Raw genomic sequence first — 16,500 nt, 5'->3', positions numbered from 1 at the left:
GGGGCGCTGTGCGCGTCGTCGCCGCGGGGTCAGCGCGCCACCGGAGTGCGGTGGCGGCCCGCCGCCGCTGCCGCGAGGCGGCCCAGGGCCTCCTGCTTGGCGCACGGGTGGGCGCCCAGGGCTGTCTGGCGGGCCACGATGGAGCGCTCCGAGCGCATCAGGCGCCAGCCCCTGCGGAGCAGGAACGGGACCGACTTGCGGCCCTCCTTGAGGTCGCGCAGCAGCCGGCGGCGGAACGTCGTCGAGGGACGGCCGCGCAGGCACAGGGCGTCGGCGAGGACGCCGAGCTCCTGGCAGCGCTCCACGATCTCCGCAGCGAAGATCCCCTCCGCGACGAAGAGCGGGGTCCGGCCGATGTCGAGCGCCTCGCGGCCCACGCGCGAGCTGGTGGCGAGGTCGTAGACGGGGACGTCGGTGCGTCCCGTACGGCAGAGCTCCAGGATCGCCGCGAGCGCCACGTCCGCGTCCCAGGAGCGGGGGGAGTCCCAGTCGATGTCCGCGCTGCCCGCGACCAGCGGGAGCGTGGGGTCCACGGCCTCCTTGTAGAAGTCGTCGAGGCGCAGGACCGGGAGGCCGGCGACGGCGGCGAGGGACGACTTGCCGGAGCCTGAGGGGCCCGCGAGCAGGACGACACGGGTCGGGATCGGTTGGGAACTCACGGGACACCAGTGTGAACCATTCCCCCGGGCAGGGGACCCCCGAGGGAGGAGGTGGTATCCAGCATCACACCTCAACTACGCTCGGTGTCCCTGCGGTCACCCAACGTCGAAGGACTCTCATGGCGCGTCACAAGGCATCCAGCACCTCCCGTCGCGGCGCCCTGCTGAAGGCCGGGCTCACCGCGACCGCGGCCGGAGCCGCCGTGCTCGGTGCGGGCGCCGCCGCCCAGGCCGCCGCCCCGCTGCCCGTCCCGCTCGAGACGCTCGCCGGTGCCGACGTGACGTCGGCCCTCGGGGCGACCGGGCACGCCGTGGGCCCGCTGACCGACCTGCCGCTCAACCCGCTGGCCAACACCGGCGTCGACCCCCTGGCCAACGGCGTCGGCACCCAGGTCGCCGACTTCAAGCCCGTCGGCACGGACCTGGTGACGGACCACCTCACCCAGGGCGGGGGGCTGTCCGACCTGCCGCTGGTGGGCGAGGCGACCGGGCTGCTCCCGCGGACGTAACGGCACCAGGCCGTCGACGGTGCGCGAAACGGCCCCCGGGCGATGCCGGGGGCCGTTTTCTCGCGCGTTCCCGTCGAGCGGGCGCGGCGCGGGGCTAGTACGACGAGCCGCCCGCGCCCAGCGAACCCGTCGGGTGCCAGACCGTCTTCGTCTCCAGGAAGGCCGTCAGGCGCTCCGTGCCCGGGGAGGCCGCGAAGTCGACCGGGCGGGGGCGCAGGACGCGCTTGAGGTTGTCCGCCGCCGCGATCTCCAGCTCGCGCGCCAGGTCCGCATCCGCGCCCGTGAGGTCGATCGCGTTGACGTCCTGGTGCGCCGCCAGGTGCGGGCCCATCTCCGAGGCCTTGCCGGAGAGGATGTTGACCACGCCGCCCGGCAGGTCGGACGTGGCCAGGACCTCGCCGAGGGAGAGGGCCGGCAGCGGGGACGTCTCGGAGGCGATGACCACCGCCGTGTTGCCCGTCGCGATCACCGGGGCGATCACCGAGACCAGGCCCAGGAACGAGGAGTCCTGCGGGGCCACCACCGTGACGACGCCCGTCGGCTCCGGGGTCGACAGGTTGAAGTACGGGCCCGCCACCGGGTTCGCGCCGCCGACGATCTGGGCGATCTTGTCGGTCCAGCCCGCGTACCAGACCCAGCGGTCGATCGCCGCGTCGACGAGTGCCGCCGCCTTGGACTTCGACAGGCCCTCCGCGTCCGCCACCTCGCGCACGAACTGCTCCCGGCGGCCCTCCAGCATCTCCGCGACGCGGTAGAGGACCTGGCCCCGGTTGTACGCCGTCGCGCCCGACCAGCCGCCGAACGCCTTGCGCGCCGCGACGACCGCGTCACGGGCGTCCTTGCGGGAGGAGAGCGGCACGTTCGCCAGCCATGTGCCCTTGGAGTCCGTCACCTCGTACACCCGGCCGCTCTCGGAGCGGGGGAACTTGCCCCCGACGTACAGCTTGTAGGTCTTGAAGACGTTCAGGCGCCCTGCGGCGGAGCCGCCTTTTTCGACACCGCGCTGCTCAGACATCGAGGTAGGCCTCCAGACCGTGACGGCCACCCTCGCGGCCGAAGCCCGACTCCTTGTAGCCGCCGAAGGGCGAGGTCGGGTCGAACTTGTTGAACGTGTTGGCCCAGACGACGCCCGCCCGGAGCTTGTTGGCGACCGCGAGGATGCGGCTGCCCTTCTCCGTCCAGATGCCGGCCGACAGTCCGTACTGGCTGTTGTTGGCCTTGGCGACCGCCTCGTCCGGCGTACGGAACGACAGCACGGACAGGACCGGGCCGAAGATCTCGTCGCGGGCGATGGTGTGCGCCTGCGTGACGCCCGTGAAGAGCGTGGGGGCGAACCAGTAGCCGGCCGACGGGATCTCGCAGGCCGCCGTCCAGCGCTCCGCGCCCTCCGCCTCGCCCCGCTCGACCAGCGTGGTGATGCGGGCCAGCTGCTCGGAGGAGTTGATGGCGCCGATGTCCGTGTTCTTGTCCAACGGGTCGCCGAGGCGAAGGGTGTTCAGGCGGCGCTTGAGCGCGTCGAGCACCTCGTCCTGGACCGACTCCTGGACCAGGAGGCGCGAGCCCGCGCAGCAGACCTGGCCCTGGTTGAAGAAGATGCCGTTGACGATGCCCTCGACGGCCTGGTCGATCGGCGCGTCGTCGAAGACGATGTTCGCGCCCTTGCCGCCCAGCTCCAGGGTGACCTTCTTGTGCGTCCCGGCGACGGAGCGCGCGATCGACTTGCCGACCGCCGTCGAGCCGGTGAACGCGACCTTGTTCACGTCCGGGTGCTCGACGAGCGCGGCGCCCGCGTCCCCGTACCCGGGAAGGATGTTGACGACGCCCTTCGGCAGGCCCGCCTGGCGGCAGATGTCCGCGAAGAACAGGGCGGAGAGCGGGGTCGTCTCGGCGGGCTTCAGGACCACCGTGTTGCCCGTCGCCAGCGCCGGGGCGATCTTCCACGCCAGCATCAGCAGCGGGAAGTTCCAGGGGATGACCTGGCCGGCCACGCCCAGCGGGCGCGGGTTCGCGCCGTAGCCCGCGTGGTCGAGCTTGTCGGCCCAGCCCGCGTAGTAGAAGAAGTGCGCGGCGACCAGCGGGAGGTCCGCGTCGCGGGTCTCCTTGATCGGCTTGCCGTTGTCCAGGGTCTCCAGGACGGCCAGCTCGCGGCTGCGCTCCTGGATGATCCGGGCGATCCGGAAGAGGTACTTGGCGCGCTCGGCGCCGGGCAGCGCCGACCACTTCTCGAAGGCCTTGCGGGCCGCCCGCACCGCGCGGTCGACGTCCTCGGCGCCTGCCTGGGCGACCTCGGAGAGGACCTCCTCGGTGGCGGGGGAGACGGTCTTGAAGACCTTGCCCTCGGCCGCCTCGACGAACTCGCCGTCGATGAACAGGCCGTACGAGGGTGCGATGTCGACGACGGACCGGGACTCGGGCGCCGGTGCGTACTCGAATGCAGATGCCATGTTGATCAGTCCACCGTCACGTAATCGGGGCCGGAGTAGCGGCCGGTCGCCAGCTTCTGACGCTGCATGAGCAGGTCGTTGAGCAGGCTGGAGGCACCGAAGCGGAACCAGTGGTTGTCCAGCCAGTCCTCGCCGACGGTCTCGTTGACCAGGACCAGGAACTTGATGGCGTCCTTCGTGGTGCGGATGCCGCCGGCCGGCTTCACGCCGATCTGGACGCCGGTCTGCGCGCGGAAGTCGCGGACCGCCTCCAGCATGAGGAGCGTGTTGGCCGGGGTGGCGTTGACCGCGACCTTGCCGGTCGAGGTCTTGATGAAGTCGGCGCCCGCCATCATGCCGAGCCAGGAGGCGCGGCGGATGTTGTCGTACGTGGAGAGCTCGCCGGTCTCGAAGATGACCTTCAGACGCGCGGCGCCGGAGGCCTCCTTCACGGCCCGGATCTCCTCGTAGACCTTCAGGTACTTCCCCGCGAGGAACGCCCCGCGGTCGATCACCATGTCGATCTCGTCGGCCCCCGCGGCGACGGCGTCGCGGGTGTCCGCGAGCTTCACGTCGAGCGCGGCACGACCGGCCGGGAAGGCGGTGGCGACGGAGGCGACCTTGACGTCGGAGCCCTTCAGGGCGGCCTTGGCGGTGGCCACCATGTCGGGATAGACGCAGACCGCGGCGGTCGCCGGGGTCGTACGGTCGATCGGATCGGGGTGGACGGCCTTGGCGGCGAGCGCCCGGACCTTGCCCGGGGTGTCCGCGCCTTCGAGCGTCGTCAGGTCGATCATGGAAATGGCCAGGTCAATGGCGTAGGCCTTGGCCGTGGTCTTGATCGACCGGGTGCCGAGGGACGCGGCGCGCGCCTCCAGGCCGACGGCGTCGACGCCGGGCAGCCCGTGGAGGAAGCGGCGCAGCGCGCCGTCGGACGCGGTCGCGTCGGCGAAAGCGGAAGCTGCGGATGCAGTGGTGGGCATGGTCACCAGTCGAGCATATCTACGCGCGTAGCGGCCTGTACAGCCCCGCAGGTCCCGCAGGGGATAGGTGACCTCTGTCACGCCTCTGTGACAGGGAGCGGACGCTCACTCATACAAGATCACTAAATTCGTCCCTGCAGCCAGCCAGAACTCACCGGCCCCACCCGAACGAGATGTCAGCGGCATGCGGCTCTTCCTCACCCGACCTGTATTTCACGCGCCGGGCCGCCCGCGCAGGTCGTGGAGAGCGCCGCGCCCGCGCCGGCGGCGAGCCTCGCCCCGGTGAAGCCGCTGCCGCGCTCCGAGCCGGTGCGCGTCAGGCTCCCCGCGGCCGGGGTCGACACCGGGCCGGTCCTGGAGCTCGGGCTCGCCGCCGACGGCACCGTCGAGGTCCCGTCCGTCGCCGAGGCCGACCGCATCGGCTGGTACGACAAGGGCGTCACCCCGGGCCAGACCGGCCCCGCGATCCTGATCGGCCACTTCGACACGGCCCGCGGCCCCGCCGTGCTCAAGGACGTCGCGAAGGTCCGTCCCGGCGACGAGATCACCGTCACCCGCGCCGACGGCACCGACGCCGTCTTCCGCTTGCGCGAGCTGGAGCAGGTCGACAAGAAGGCCTTCCCGACGCGCAAGGTCTACGGCGACACCACCCGCCCCGAGCTGCGGCTCATCACCTGCGGGGGAGAGCTGACCGACGGCCACCGCCCCGACAACATCATTCTCTACGCCGACCTGGTCACCCGAGCCGCCTGAGCCGAGCGGTGGGGGCTGAGGCAGAATCGGCTCCATGACGAGCCCCCAGCCGCCCGCCGAGCCGCCCTACGCCGACCGCGTCTTCCGTTCGCCCCTCGGGATCGCCGGCGGTGTCCTGCTGATCGGGCTGACCCTGTGGTTCTGCGTCGACGCGATGGTCCGGGGCACCGGGCGCACCCCGTGGCTGGCCCTCGCGAGCCTGCTGCTCGTCGTGCCGCTCGTGGTGGCGTTCACGATCCGCCCGGCGGTGTACGCCAACGAGGAGCGGCTGCGGGTCCGTAACCCCTTCCGGCACATCACACTGCCCTGGGCCTCGGTCGCCGACATCCGGGCCGGGTACTCCAGCGAGGTCCTCACCCGGGCCGGGGGCACCTTCCAGCTCTGGGCCGTGCCCGTCTCGCTGCGCCAGCGCAAGCGCGTGGCCCGGACCCAGGCGCGGGCCTCCCAGGACGATCCGCACGGCCGTACGTCCGTCAACGCGCGGGTGGACGACCGGGATCGGCTCGCCCCCGCCGACCAGACCATCGCCGACCTGCGCGAGCTGGCCGAGCGCTGTGGCAGCCGACCGGAGGCGCAGGGGGAGCCGCAGGTGCGCTGGGCGTACGAGGTCCTCGCGCCGGCGGCCGCGGGGCTGGTCCTGCTGGTGATCCTGCTGGCGATCGGCTGAGCGTCCGCGTCCGGTCCGATGAGTCCCTTCTGAAACCCCGGCGAGTGCCCTAGGGGAGTCCTAGGGGCAACCGACCGGTGAAGCGTCCACGCGGCAAATGGTTTAGAGCCCAACTACCACCAGCGTCTCCCTAGATTGCTCCTGCCGAGACTGTGGGGGTGGGGGCATTGGTGACATCGGGGAAGCGCTGTCTGTTCGACACCGGAATCGACGGACGGTACAGCTGGCGCCTGGTGGCGCAGAACGGTCGTGTGATCGCCCGTTCAGGGGAGTGCCATCCGGATCACGCGAGCTGTCGGGCGGCTTTCGAGCGGCTCTGCGCGGGTCAGGACGGGATGGCGGGAGGGGTCCAGCACACCGTCGAGGGCAACGGCTGGATCTGGCTGCTCAGAGACGTGCGGGGGAGAACCGTGGCCGTCTCGGGGCGGGCCTACGAGAGACACGCGACCTGCCGGTCGGCGTACGACCGATTCCGGGTCCTGCTCGCTCAAGAAGGGGCGGAGTGGGTCTCAACTTCCCTCTTGTGAAAGGAAGTTGCCCCCAGCACTCCCCTCGTTCACTTTGCGGGGCGGGGGCGTCCACCGGGCCCGATGAACGTCGTCCCCGTGACACTTGAGACGACAGACGCACCGAGACGACTGCACAGCGACCCCGGTCTGCCGGACCGGATCTTCCGTACCGTCGCGAGGAGCGGCGGCGGATTCGTCCTCGCGGTCATGGTGCTCGTCGGTGGCTTTCTGCTGCTGCGCGCGTGGCAAGCGCTCTCCCGGGCCGGGTGGTCGTTCCTCTCCACCGAGGCCTGGGAGCCGGACGCCGGCCGCTTCGGGATCGCCGCGGTCATCGTCGGGACGGTCCTGATCGCGCTCGTCGCGATCGTGGTCGCGGTCCCGCTCGCGACCGGCGCCGCGCTCTACATCTCCGAGTACGCGCCGCCGCGGCTGCGCAAGACCCTCATCTCCACCGTGGACCTGATGGCCGCCGTGCCGTCCGTCGTCTACGGCCTGTGGGGCGTCTTCTTCCTGGAGGAGTCGATCCTCCCGATCGCCCGCTGGATCGCCACGTACCTCGGATGGATCCCGCTCTTCCGGGTCGACGGCGCCGATCCCGCCGACCCGCTCGCGCCGCCCACCGTCTACACCTCGTCGACCTTCGTCGCCGGCCTCGTCGTCGCGATGATGGTCGCGCCGATCATCTGCTCGATCATGCGCGAGGTCTTCTCGCAGGCCCCGGCCGGCGAGCGCGAGGGCGCGTACGCGCTCGGCGCCACCCGCTGGGGCATGATCCGCAGCGTCGTCCTGCCCTTCGGCAAGGGCGGCATGATCGGCGGCACCATGCTCGGCCTGGGCCGCGCCCTCGGCGAGACCATCGCCGTCTACATGGTCATCTCGCAGGTCTTCACCGTGCAGTGGCACGTCCTCCAGACCGGTACGAGTTCCGTGTCGTCGCTCATCGCGCTGCGCTACGGCGAGGCGACGACCTTCGGCATGTCCGCCCTGATGGCCGCCGGCTTCGCGCTCTTCGTCATGACCCTGATCGTCAACTTCGCCGCCTCGTCCATCGTCGCCCGCAGCCGTTCCGGCGCCTCCAGCGACGCGTAAGGGAGACCCGTCCCGATGACCATCGCCCCGGAGAGACCGCCCCTGACCACGGGGGCGGCGCACGACCGGCCGTCCGTCGGCGAGCGGCGGCGCACCACCGGCGGCCTGCGCGCCACCGACGTCTACGCGACGCTCGGCGCCGGGGCCGCCTCCGTCGCCCTGACCTGGCTGCTCTTCGACCGCCTGCTGCCCTTCAGCGGGGCCGTCGGCTTCGTCCTCGTCGCGTACGCCCTCTTCCTGGGCCTGTACGCGCTGCTCGTCTCCTTCGACGAGGGCGGGCCCGCGGTACGCGACCGGTTCGCCTCCGTCGTCGTGCGCACCGCGGGGATCGTGCTCGTCGCCGTCCTGGTCTTCGTGGTGGCCTTCACGCTCTGGGAGGGGCGCGAGGCGCTCGTCCACCTCAACTTCTTCACCGAGGACATGAGCCTGGCGGGCCCGCTCGAACCGCTCGACGTCGGTGGCGTGCTGCACGCCGTCGTCGGCACGCTGGAGCAGATCCTGATCGCGCTCACGCTCACCGTGCCCACCGGGGTGCTGTGCGCCGTCTTCCTCAGCGAGGTGCCGGGCGCCTTCGCCCGTCTCGTCCGCACGATCGTGGAGGCGATGACGGCGCTGCCGTCGATCGTCGCCGGTCTCTTCATCTACGCGACGGTCATCCTGGCCCTCGGCGTCGAGCGGTCCGGGCTCGCCGCCTCGCTCGCGCTCTCGGTGATGATGCTGCCGATCATCATCCGCGCCGCCGACGTCGTCATCCGGCTGGTGCCGGGAACGCTGCGCGAGGCCTCGTACGCGATGGGGTCCTCGCGCTGGCGGACCGTCTGGCACGTCGTGCTGCCGACCGCGCGCTCCGGCCTCACCACCGCCGTCATCCTCGGCACCGCGCGCGGCGTGGGGGAGACCTCGCCCGTGCTGCTGACGGCCGGCTTCACGGCGGAGCTGAACGCCCTGCCCACCTCCGGCCCCCAGGTCTCCCTGCCGCTGGCCACCTTCGAACTGGTCAAGTCGCCCGAACCGAACATGATCGCGCGCGGATTCGGCACCGCCGCCGTCCTGATGCTGCTCGTGCTCGTCCTGTTCGTCGTCGCCCGGATCGTCGGCGGGCGCGGGCCGGGGCAACTGACGAAGCGCCAGGAGCACCGGCGGGTCCTGGCGTCCCGGCGGGACGCCGAGCGCATGGCCGGGAGGCTCCCGGCGCCCGCACCCGTACGTCGTCCGACAAGGAGCACTCCGTGAGACCCGCAACCCTCGTCCGGATCGGCATGGCCCTCGGGGCCGTGCTGTGCGCGCTGCTGGCGACGGTCCGGCCACCGGCCGCGCACGCCGCCGGATACACGAAGATCACCGGCGCGGGCTCCACCTGGAGCTCCAACGCGGTCGAGCAGTGGCGTCGCAACATCGGCGCGAACATCGGCCTGACGGTCAACTTCAACGCCAACGGCTCCTCCCAGGGCCGCGAGCAGTTCAAGAACGGCACGATGGACTTCGCCGTCTCCGAGATCCCCTACGGGCTCAAGGACGGCAACGTGACCGACGTACCGCCGAAGCGCGGCTACGCGTACATGCCGATCGTGGCCGGCGGCACCGCGTTCATGTACAACGTCAAGATCGGCGGCAGGCAGGTCACCAACCTGCGGCTCTCCGGTCCCGTCCTCGCCGGGATCTTCGCCGGCAGGCTGACCATGTGGAACGCGCCCGAGATCAAGGCCGACAACCCCGGCCTCAACCTCCCGGCCCGGCGGATCGTGCCGGTCGTCCGCTCCGACGGCTCGGGCACGACCGCGCAGTTCACCACCTGGCTGGCCAAGGAGCACAGCGGGGTCTGGAACGACTACTGCCGGCGCGCGGGGCGTCAGGCGCCCTGCGGCATGACCTCGTACTTCCCCGTCGCGCCCGGCTCGACGATCGTGGCCAAGTCCGGCTCCCTGGGCGTCTCGGCGCACGTCCGCCAGCCCCAGGGCGAGGGCGCGATCACCTACGTCGAGTACTCGTACGCGCTCAACGCGCACTTCCCGGTCGCCAAGGTCCTCAACTCCGCCGGGTACTACGTCGAGCCGACCGCCTCCAGCGTGGCCGTCGCCCTGCTGAAGGCCCGGATCAACGGCGACAGGAACTCCTCGAACTACCTGACGCAGATCCTGGACGACGTCTACCGCTCGCGCGACGAGCGCAGCTACCCGCTCTCCAGCTACTCGTACATGATCGTCCCGACGACGGAGTCCTCCCCGCACACCAGGGAGAAGGGCCGCTCGCTCGGCACCTTCGCGCAGTACTTCCTCTGCGACGGTCAGCAGCAGGCCGAGGAGCTGGGCTACTCGCCGCTGCCGAAGAACCTCGTCCAGGCCGGCTTCGACCAGGTCCGCCGGATCCCGGGCGCCCCGACGGGCGCGCCGGACCTCTCCAGGTGCCGTAACCCCACGTTCTCGGCGGACGGCACGAACACCCTCGCGAAGAACGCGCCCAAGCCGAAGGCCTGCGACAAGCAGGGCCCGACACAGTGCACGGACGGCACGGCGGGCGCGCGGGGCACCACGACCCCGGTGAGCAACGGCGGTTCGGCGTCGGCCGGTTCGGGCTCGGGCGGCTCCGGCTCCGGCGGCGGCACGGGGTCGGGCTCGGGCGGCGGCACGGGGTCGGGCTCCGGCTCGGGTTCCGGCTCCGGCGGGGCGGGCGCGGCCACGGGCGGTACGGGCGGCTCCGCCGGTACGACCGGGGGCGCGGCGACCGGCGGGGCGACGGGCGGTGCCACGGGCACGGCCGGGACGACCGGCGGGACCGTCGACCCCGACACCGGCCAGATCCTGGACGGCGGGGCCGGGGGCTCGGGCGGCGGCGACGTGACGGTGGTCGGCAACCCGGTCACCCTCGCGTCCGACGCGGGCGGCGGGCTGCGCACGGTGCTGATGGCGCTGTCGGGCGTGCTGCTGCTCGCCGTCGTGGTCGGACCCCCGCTGGTCGGCCGCGCGCTCGGCTCGCGCAACCGCCTTAAGGGAGGCCTGATATGAGAGCGGCGATCCGCGTCCGCGCAGGCGTCGGCGCCCTCCTCTCCGCGGTCGTCCTCGCGCTGCTCCCGCTGCCCCAGGTCGCCCCGGCCGCGGCGGCGGCGACGGGGGACGGCGGCCGGGACGGCACGGCCGTGACGAAGAAGGGCACGAGGGGCCCGTACGACGACTTCTCCGACCTGGAGGTGACCGTCCACCAGACGAGGAACCTGCGGGCGCAGGGGGTGAGGGTCAGCTGGAAGGGCGGGAGGCCCACGAACGGCACGGAGAACAACTTCCTCCAGATCATGCAGTGCTGGGGGGACGACGCGGCGGGGCCGAGGCGGGAGCAGTGCCAGTTCGGCGGGGGCGGTGGTGGCTCGACGTTCGGCAACTGGACGACGCAGCGGACGCTGATCGTCGGGACGGACCCCCGGGAGACGCAGTACGACGAGCCGATCCCGAACCCGGACAGTCCGGACCAGACGATGTCCCCCTTCGTCCCCTTCCAACCGGTGTCGGGGCCGCCGACCAGGACCAGTACGGACTTCACCTACTTCGGCCCGGGTGACACCAACGAGGAGATCTTCGCGCCCACGCAGGCCGACGGCACGGGGGAGGCCGTCGTCAGGCTTCAGACGACGCGCGAGGCGCCCCACCTCGGCTGCGGGGACCCGATCCGGCAGGACGGAGCCCCACGAGGGCGCTCCTGCTGGCTCGTCGTCGTCCCGCGCGGCGAGCACGAGCCGAACGGAGACCCCGGCGGCAACGGCGGACAGCTGGACACCTCGGCGTTGAGCACGACGAACTGGGAGCGCCGGATCGTCTTCCCGCTCGACTTCCTGGCGGTGGGCGAACCGTGTCCGGCGGACAAGGCCGAGCGGCGCCTGGCGGGGTCGGAGCTGATCACCGACGCGATCACGTCCTGGCAGGGCGCGCTCTGCGCCGGCGGCGACACCCGCTACACGTTCACCCAGCGGGGCGAGGGCCTGGCGCGCCAGGCGCTGACGAACGCGTCGTCCTCGTCGGCCGGCCTCGCCTTCACGGTCAGGCCGATGGAGGGCGGGGTGGAGGCGGGATTCGTCCACGCGCCGGTCGCCGTCAGCGGACTGACCGTCGGCTTCTTCTGGGAGGCGGACTCGGTCGGGCGGGTACCGGAACTCAAGCTCAGCGCCCGCCTCCTCGCCAAGGCGCTGACGCTGTCGTACCCGTACGACATCCGCGTGCTGAGCGACTCGGCGCCGGTTCCCGAGCATCTGAGGGGCAACCCGACGTCTCTCGTGCGCGATCCGGAGTTCCTGGAACTCAACCCGATATTCAAGGATCCGGCGCAGGCCGAGATGAACTATCCCGGCGGAATTCTGCTCTCCGCCGACCGGTCGGACGTGACCGAAATCGTCTGGGACTATCTGCGGTCGAATGCCGACTCCCGCGCTTTTCTGGAAGGAAAGCCGGACCCGTGGGGCATGAAGGTCAACCCCCATTTCGAGGATCTGGGTCTCGCCACGACCGGCACGGACGAGTTCCCGAAGGCGGACCCGACGGAGACGGAACTCTCCGACAACGGGCGGACGATCACGTACGGCGTCACCGAGCGGTCGCCCTTCGCCCTCGACATGCACGACGCCGCCCAGTGGGTCCGTCGCGGCACCAACAACGCCAAGGACCGATGGACGGTCGACTCGGTGACGAACCAGCTGAAGCTGGCCTCCGCGGACGTCTACCCGGGTATCCGGCGCGCCTACGGGATCATGGACGCCGCGTCGGCCTCCCGCTACCAGATCCAGACGGCGGCGCTGCCGAACGCGGACGGCGCCTACGTCAAGCCGACCGCCGACTCGCTGCTCGAGGCCGTCGGCCGGTTCCAGGACTCGGCGGTTCCCGGCGTGCTCGCCGCCGACCCCGGCCGCGCGCGGAACGGGGCCTACCCGCTGACGATCGTGACCTACGCGACGGCCTCCGTCGCACTGCCCGCGGACCTCCGCGAGGACTACGCCCGGGTGATGCGGTACGCGGCGGGCCCGGGGCAGAAGCAGGGCACCGCGCCCGGTGAACTCCCGTACGGCTACGTGCCGATGCCGGCGGACCTGCGGGCGCGGGCGAGCGCGGCCGCCGATGCCTTGGAGCGGGGCGCGGTCCCCGGCGGGCCCGGCGGCGCGTCCGGCTCCACCTCGGGCGCCGGCGGGACGGGCGGCGCGGGTGCGGGTGGCGGCTCGGTCGGCGGTGCCGCCTCCTCCGGTACGTCCTCGGGCGGCGCCGGTGCGGACGGGGGCCCGGGTGACCCGTCCGCCGCGCCCTCGGCCGCGACCGGCGCGACCGCGTCGACCGCCGGCGGCGACACCTCCCCGAAGGAGCGGCTCGCCGACTCCGGAACCACCCCGTCCGGAGCCCTGGGCGTCATCCGCTGGGTGCTGCTCGGCGTCCTGGTCGCGGGCGGCGCGGCCGGGCTCGCCGGTCCGGTGATGCTGCGGTTCTCGGCGCGGCGGGCGGCGGGCGGCTGACCCCTGCCTCCGGGATCCCCGGAACCGCCCGCACCGGTTCCGGGGATTCCGTACACCCTGCGAGGAATTCCCTTGGAGTCACCTAGGAAATGAACTCGTAACCCAAACTGTGGCTGGATTTTGTGGCCGTTCCGAGGAGGTCTGCGGAATTGTTCTCCACGGCTGGTCGACGGGCCGGTCGCAGAATGATCCGGATTTGCTTGTGCGTCCCTTTCCTGGCTTTCGTCATCCGTTTACACGGAGGAGAACAGAAGTGAACGTCAAGTCCCGCGCTCGCATCGGTGCCGTCGTCGGTGCCGCCGCCCTCGGTCTCGGTGTCATGGCCGCCCCCGCCGCCCAGGCCGACCCGGCCCCGATCACCGACTACCGCCAGCTGACGGCCGTCGGCTCCGACACGACCCAGGACGTCCTGAACGGCCTGGGCAACTCCGTCCGGGACGCCGCCAACGCGAAGATCATCGCCTCGTGGAACGCCACGGGTTCGGCGACGATCAAGACCAAGGCGACCAACTGTGTCATCAACCGGCCGAACGGCTCCTCCGCCGGCATCGACGCGCTGCGCAACGCCGTCGACACGGCCTCCGGCTGTGTGGACGTCGCCCGCTCCTCGCGCGGCCCGGTCGACACCACGACCACCGACCTCGCCTTCATCCCGTTCGCCAAGGACGCGGTGACGTGGGCCAAGCAGTCCACCAGCGGCCTGCCGTCCAACCTGACCCAGGCCCAGCTCAAGGGCATCTACGAGTGCACCCTCACGTCCCTGAACGGTGTCGCGCTCACGCCGATCCTGCCGCAGGCCAACTCCGGTACGCGTCAGTTCTTCCTCAGCTCCATCGGCGTGGCCACCCCGGGCAGCTGCGTCACGCAGGGTGCCCAGGAGAACGACGGCACCGTCCTCGACAGCGCCGGCGACGTCGTCCCCTACTCCGTCGCGCAGTACATCGCGCAGGAGAAGGGCAGCGTCGTCGACCGCCGTGGCACGGCCGCCCTCGGCTCCATCGGGGGTACCGCCCCGCGCAACGCCAACGGCACCCTGAACACGTCCTTCCCGCTGGCCCGTGACGTCTACAACGTCGTCCCGACCGCCAAGCTGACCAACGCCACGATCGCCTACACCTTCGTGGGCGCGTCCTCCAAGGTCTGCCTGGACACCACCACCCTCACCAACTACGGCTTCGGCACCATCGCCAACTGCGGCGCCACCACGCTCCGCGCCGAGCGCTGACCCGGGCGGCCCACGCCACCCGAACCCCAGGCCGGGCACCCCTCCGGGTGCCCGGCCCCCTCCCGTATCCCTCACCCACCCACTCGTGGAGAGACCAGATGCACCGTCTCGCACCGCACAGATCACCCATAGCCCTGCTCACCGCGCTCGGCCTGCTCCTCGGCGCGCTCGCGGCGACCCTGGCGCTCTCCACGGACGCGCGGGCGGCGGACAGGCTCGGCTCTTTCACCATGTCCCCCACGAGCGGCTCCGCCTACGACTCGTTCGGTCAGACGGTGAAGACGCAGGTCCCCTGCCCGGCGCAGACCGACGAGCTGGTCTTCATGATGGTCAACCCGGCCAACGGCGCGAGGATCCGGATGCAGGCATCGGCGCGGGGGGACTACGGCACCGGTCCGCTCGACGTCACGTTGCTTCCCGACTTCAGTCGCCTGGTCCTCGACCCGCCCATGATGTGGGCCCCGGAGCGGACGAGTTGGAACGGCACGTACCCGCTCCATCTGGTCTGCGCGAAACCCGGAGTACCGATCTCCGACGCCCCCTACTTCACGTCCGGCATCGTGATCTCGGGTGAGAGCCAGGCAGAGGCGTGGGCCGTGATCGAGGCCGAATCCACCACGACCTCGCTCACCGCCGCCCCCGCCGGCACCGCCACCGTCGGTGCCGAGGTCACCCTCACCGCCGCCGTCACACCGGGCGACGCCGCCGGCGAGGTGACCTTCGGGTACGAGAAGAGCGGCGCCCGCACCGAACTCGGCAAGGTGACCCCGACGTCCGGGACAGCCGTCCTGAAGACCACCGCCCTGCCCCTGGGCAACGCCAGTCTCTTCGCCACCTTCACGCCGACCGATCCCGACACGCACGCCCCCTCGGCCGGCGCCGTGGCCGCGTACAACATCACCCCCGCCCCCACCCCCACCGACACCCCCACCGGCACCCCCTCCGGGACGCCGTCCGAGACCCCCTCGGAGACCCCCTCCGAGACGCCGTCCGAGACGCCGAGCGAGACCGGGACGCCCACCCCCGACCCCTCGGACACCGGGGACACCGGCGACACCGGCGGGGGCGACTCCGGGACCACGGGCGGGACCTCGGGCGGCGACACCACCTCCGGCATCTCGGGGTCCGGCGGATCCGGTGGCGACGGGGCGCTCGCCTCGACCGGCGCCCCCATGGCCGCCGCCGCCCTCGGCTCGCTCGCGCTCGTGCTGCTCGGGGCCGCGCTGGTGATCCACGTCCGCCGCAAGGGACTGCTCACCTTCCTCTGACCCCGCCCCCGACACCCGCTCGCCCACGGACCGGAGCCCTCCCGTGACGACCCCTTCGCCGACCGCCGAACGCCGCCCCGGGTTCGCCCTCTCCGGGGCGGCCCTGTGCGTGCTCGCGGCGCTGCTCATCGGCTTCGCCGCCAATCTGACCGTCGTCGGCCACCTCCAGCACGCCCGCGACCAGCGGACGGCCTACGACGACCTGCGCGAACAACTCGCCCTGGGCACGGCCCCCGTGGGCCAGCAGACCTTCGACGGCAAGCAGCTCGCCCTCGGCGCCCCCGTCGCCCTGCTGCGCATCCCGGCCCTCGGGCTGCGGGAGGTCGTCGCCGAGGGCACCACCTCCGAGGTCCTCATGTCCGGTCCGGGGCACCGGCGCGACACGCCCCTGCCCGGACAGGAGGGCACCGCCACGATCATGGGCCGCCAGTGGGGCTACGGCAGCCCCTTCGTCGACGTCCACCGGCTGCCCGTCGGCGCGAGGATCGAGGTGACGACCGGTCAGGGGGAGGCGGTCTACGAGGTCGAGGGCGTCCGCCGCCCCGGCCGGCCGCTCCGCCCCGCCCCGCTCCCCGGCTCCGGCCAGGGCCGGCTCGTCCTCACGACCGCGAGCGGCGGCGCGTACACGCCCGGCGACATCGTCCACGTCGACGCGAAGCTGGTCTCGACCGTCCAGCCCAGCCCGCCCCGGCCGCTGCGCCCCGGCTGGATCACCGCCGCCGAGAAGCCCCTCGCCGGCGACCAGAGCGCCTGGCTCGCGGTCTTCCTCTCCGCCCAGGGACTGCTCCTGGCCGCGCTGCTGACCGTCGCCGCGCACCGCGGATGGGGAGCCAGGCAGACCTGGGTCGCCGCCGTGCCGGTCCTGCTGGCCCTCGGCGTCCTCGTCTCCGGGCAGCTGACCCGGCTGCTTCCCAACCTGCTCTGACAGCACAGGAG

Annotated in this window: 14 protein-coding genes and 1 pseudogene; 11 read left to right on the top strand and 4 right to left on the bottom strand. The window is 72.1% G+C overall.

What is annotated here, in order from left to right; genetic code table 11:
- Positions 1–29 precede the first annotated feature (29 nt).
- Complete coding sequence (locus ACIPPS_RS04375; RefSeq protein WP_401426651.1) at positions 30–659, bottom strand: uridine kinase; 630 nt, start codon at positions 657–659, stop codon at positions 30–32.
- 119 nt (positions 660–778) lie between these two features.
- Between ACIPPS_RS04375 and ACIPPS_RS04370 the strand changes: the two genes are divergently transcribed.
- Positions 779–1,168 (top strand): hypothetical protein, encoded by a 390-nt coding sequence (locus tag ACIPPS_RS04370; RefSeq protein WP_401426648.1) that lies wholly within the window; start codon positions 779–781, stop codon positions 1,166–1,168.
- A 94-nt stretch (positions 1,169–1,262) separates the two neighbouring features.
- On the opposite strand, the gene ACIPPS_RS04365 is transcribed toward ACIPPS_RS04370, so the two are convergent.
- The 3 genes from ACIPPS_RS04365 to deoC are packed head-to-tail and all read right to left on the bottom strand — an operon-like array spanning position 1,263 to position 4,574.
- Positions 1,263–2,183: an aldehyde dehydrogenase family protein gene (locus ACIPPS_RS04365; RefSeq protein ID WP_401426646.1), complete on the bottom strand. Its 921-nt coding sequence runs from the start codon at positions 2,181–2,183 to the stop codon at positions 1,263–1,265.
- Positions 2,176–3,612, bottom strand: a complete 1,437-nt coding sequence (locus ACIPPS_RS04360; protein ID WP_401426643.1) for an aldehyde dehydrogenase family protein — start codon at positions 3,610–3,612, stop codon at positions 2,176–2,178. The genes ACIPPS_RS04365 and ACIPPS_RS04360 overlap by 8 nt, the downstream gene beginning before the upstream one ends.
- Positions 3,613–3,617: 5 nt before the next feature.
- The gene (deoC, locus tag ACIPPS_RS04355; protein ID WP_401426641.1) at positions 3,618–4,574 is read right to left on the bottom strand and encodes a deoxyribose-phosphate aldolase; all 957 of its coding nucleotides are present in this window, start codon (positions 4,572–4,574) and stop codon (positions 3,618–3,620) included.
- A gap of 225 nt (positions 4,575–4,799) precedes the next feature.
- Here deoC and ACIPPS_RS04350 point away from each other — a divergent pair.
- From ACIPPS_RS04350 to ACIPPS_RS04305, 10 genes and pseudogenes are all read left to right on the top strand, one after another.
- Positions 4,800–5,327: pseudogene (locus ACIPPS_RS04350) on the top strand (class F sortase); the annotation flags it as partial.
- A 34-nt stretch (positions 5,328–5,361) separates the two neighbouring features.
- Complete coding sequence (locus ACIPPS_RS04345; protein ID WP_401426639.1) at positions 5,362–5,994, top strand: PH domain-containing protein; 633 nt, start codon at positions 5,362–5,364, stop codon at positions 5,992–5,994.
- Between the two features lie 152 nt (positions 5,995–6,146).
- Positions 6,147–6,521, top strand: a complete 375-nt coding sequence (locus tag ACIPPS_RS04340; RefSeq protein WP_401426637.1) for a DUF1508 domain-containing protein — start codon at positions 6,147–6,149, stop codon at positions 6,519–6,521.
- A gap of 78 nt (positions 6,522–6,599) precedes the next feature.
- Positions 6,600–7,592 carry a phosphate ABC transporter permease subunit PstC gene (gene pstC / locus ACIPPS_RS04335; protein ID WP_401426635.1) on the top strand — a complete coding sequence of 331 codons (993 nt, stop codon included), beginning with the start codon at positions 6,600–6,602 and terminating at the stop codon, positions 7,590–7,592.
- A gap of 15 nt (positions 7,593–7,607) precedes the next feature.
- Positions 7,608–8,825, top strand: a complete 1,218-nt coding sequence (gene pstA, locus ACIPPS_RS04330) for a phosphate ABC transporter permease PstA (RefSeq protein ID WP_401426632.1) — start codon at positions 7,608–7,610, stop codon at positions 8,823–8,825.
- On the top strand, positions 8,822–10,594 hold the full coding sequence (gene pstS, locus ACIPPS_RS04325; protein ID WP_401426630.1) for a phosphate ABC transporter substrate-binding protein PstS: 1,773 nt from the start codon (positions 8,822–8,824) through the stop codon (positions 10,592–10,594). Before pstA ends, pstS begins: the two co-directional genes overlap by 4 nt.
- On the top strand, positions 10,591–13,071 hold the full coding sequence (locus ACIPPS_RS04320; protein WP_401426628.1) for a hypothetical protein: 2,481 nt from the start codon (positions 10,591–10,593) through the stop codon (positions 13,069–13,071). Before pstS ends, ACIPPS_RS04320 begins: the two co-directional genes overlap by 4 nt.
- 253 nt (positions 13,072–13,324) lie before the next feature.
- On the top strand, positions 13,325–14,296 hold the full coding sequence (locus ACIPPS_RS04315; protein ID WP_401426626.1) for a substrate-binding domain-containing protein: 972 nt from the start codon (positions 13,325–13,327) through the stop codon (positions 14,294–14,296).
- A 98-nt stretch (positions 14,297–14,394) separates the two neighbouring features.
- Positions 14,395–15,564 carry a hypothetical protein gene (locus tag ACIPPS_RS04310; RefSeq protein WP_401426624.1) on the top strand — a complete coding sequence of 390 codons (1,170 nt, stop codon included), beginning with the start codon at positions 14,395–14,397 and terminating at the stop codon, positions 15,562–15,564.
- 43 nt (positions 15,565–15,607) lie between these two features.
- Positions 15,608–16,489 (top strand): class E sortase, encoded by an 882-nt coding sequence (locus ACIPPS_RS04305; RefSeq protein WP_401426622.1) that lies wholly within the window; start codon positions 15,608–15,610, stop codon positions 16,487–16,489.
- Positions 16,490–16,500 lie beyond the last annotated feature (11 nt).

The sequence above is a fragment of the Streptomyces sp. NPDC090127 genome (assembly GCF_044746945.1).
GTDB lineage: Bacteria > Actinomycetota > Actinomycetes > Streptomycetales > Streptomycetaceae > Streptomyces.
The sequence above is the reverse complement of the archived record's forward strand: the minus strand, read 5'-3'. Positions and strand labels throughout refer to the sequence as shown.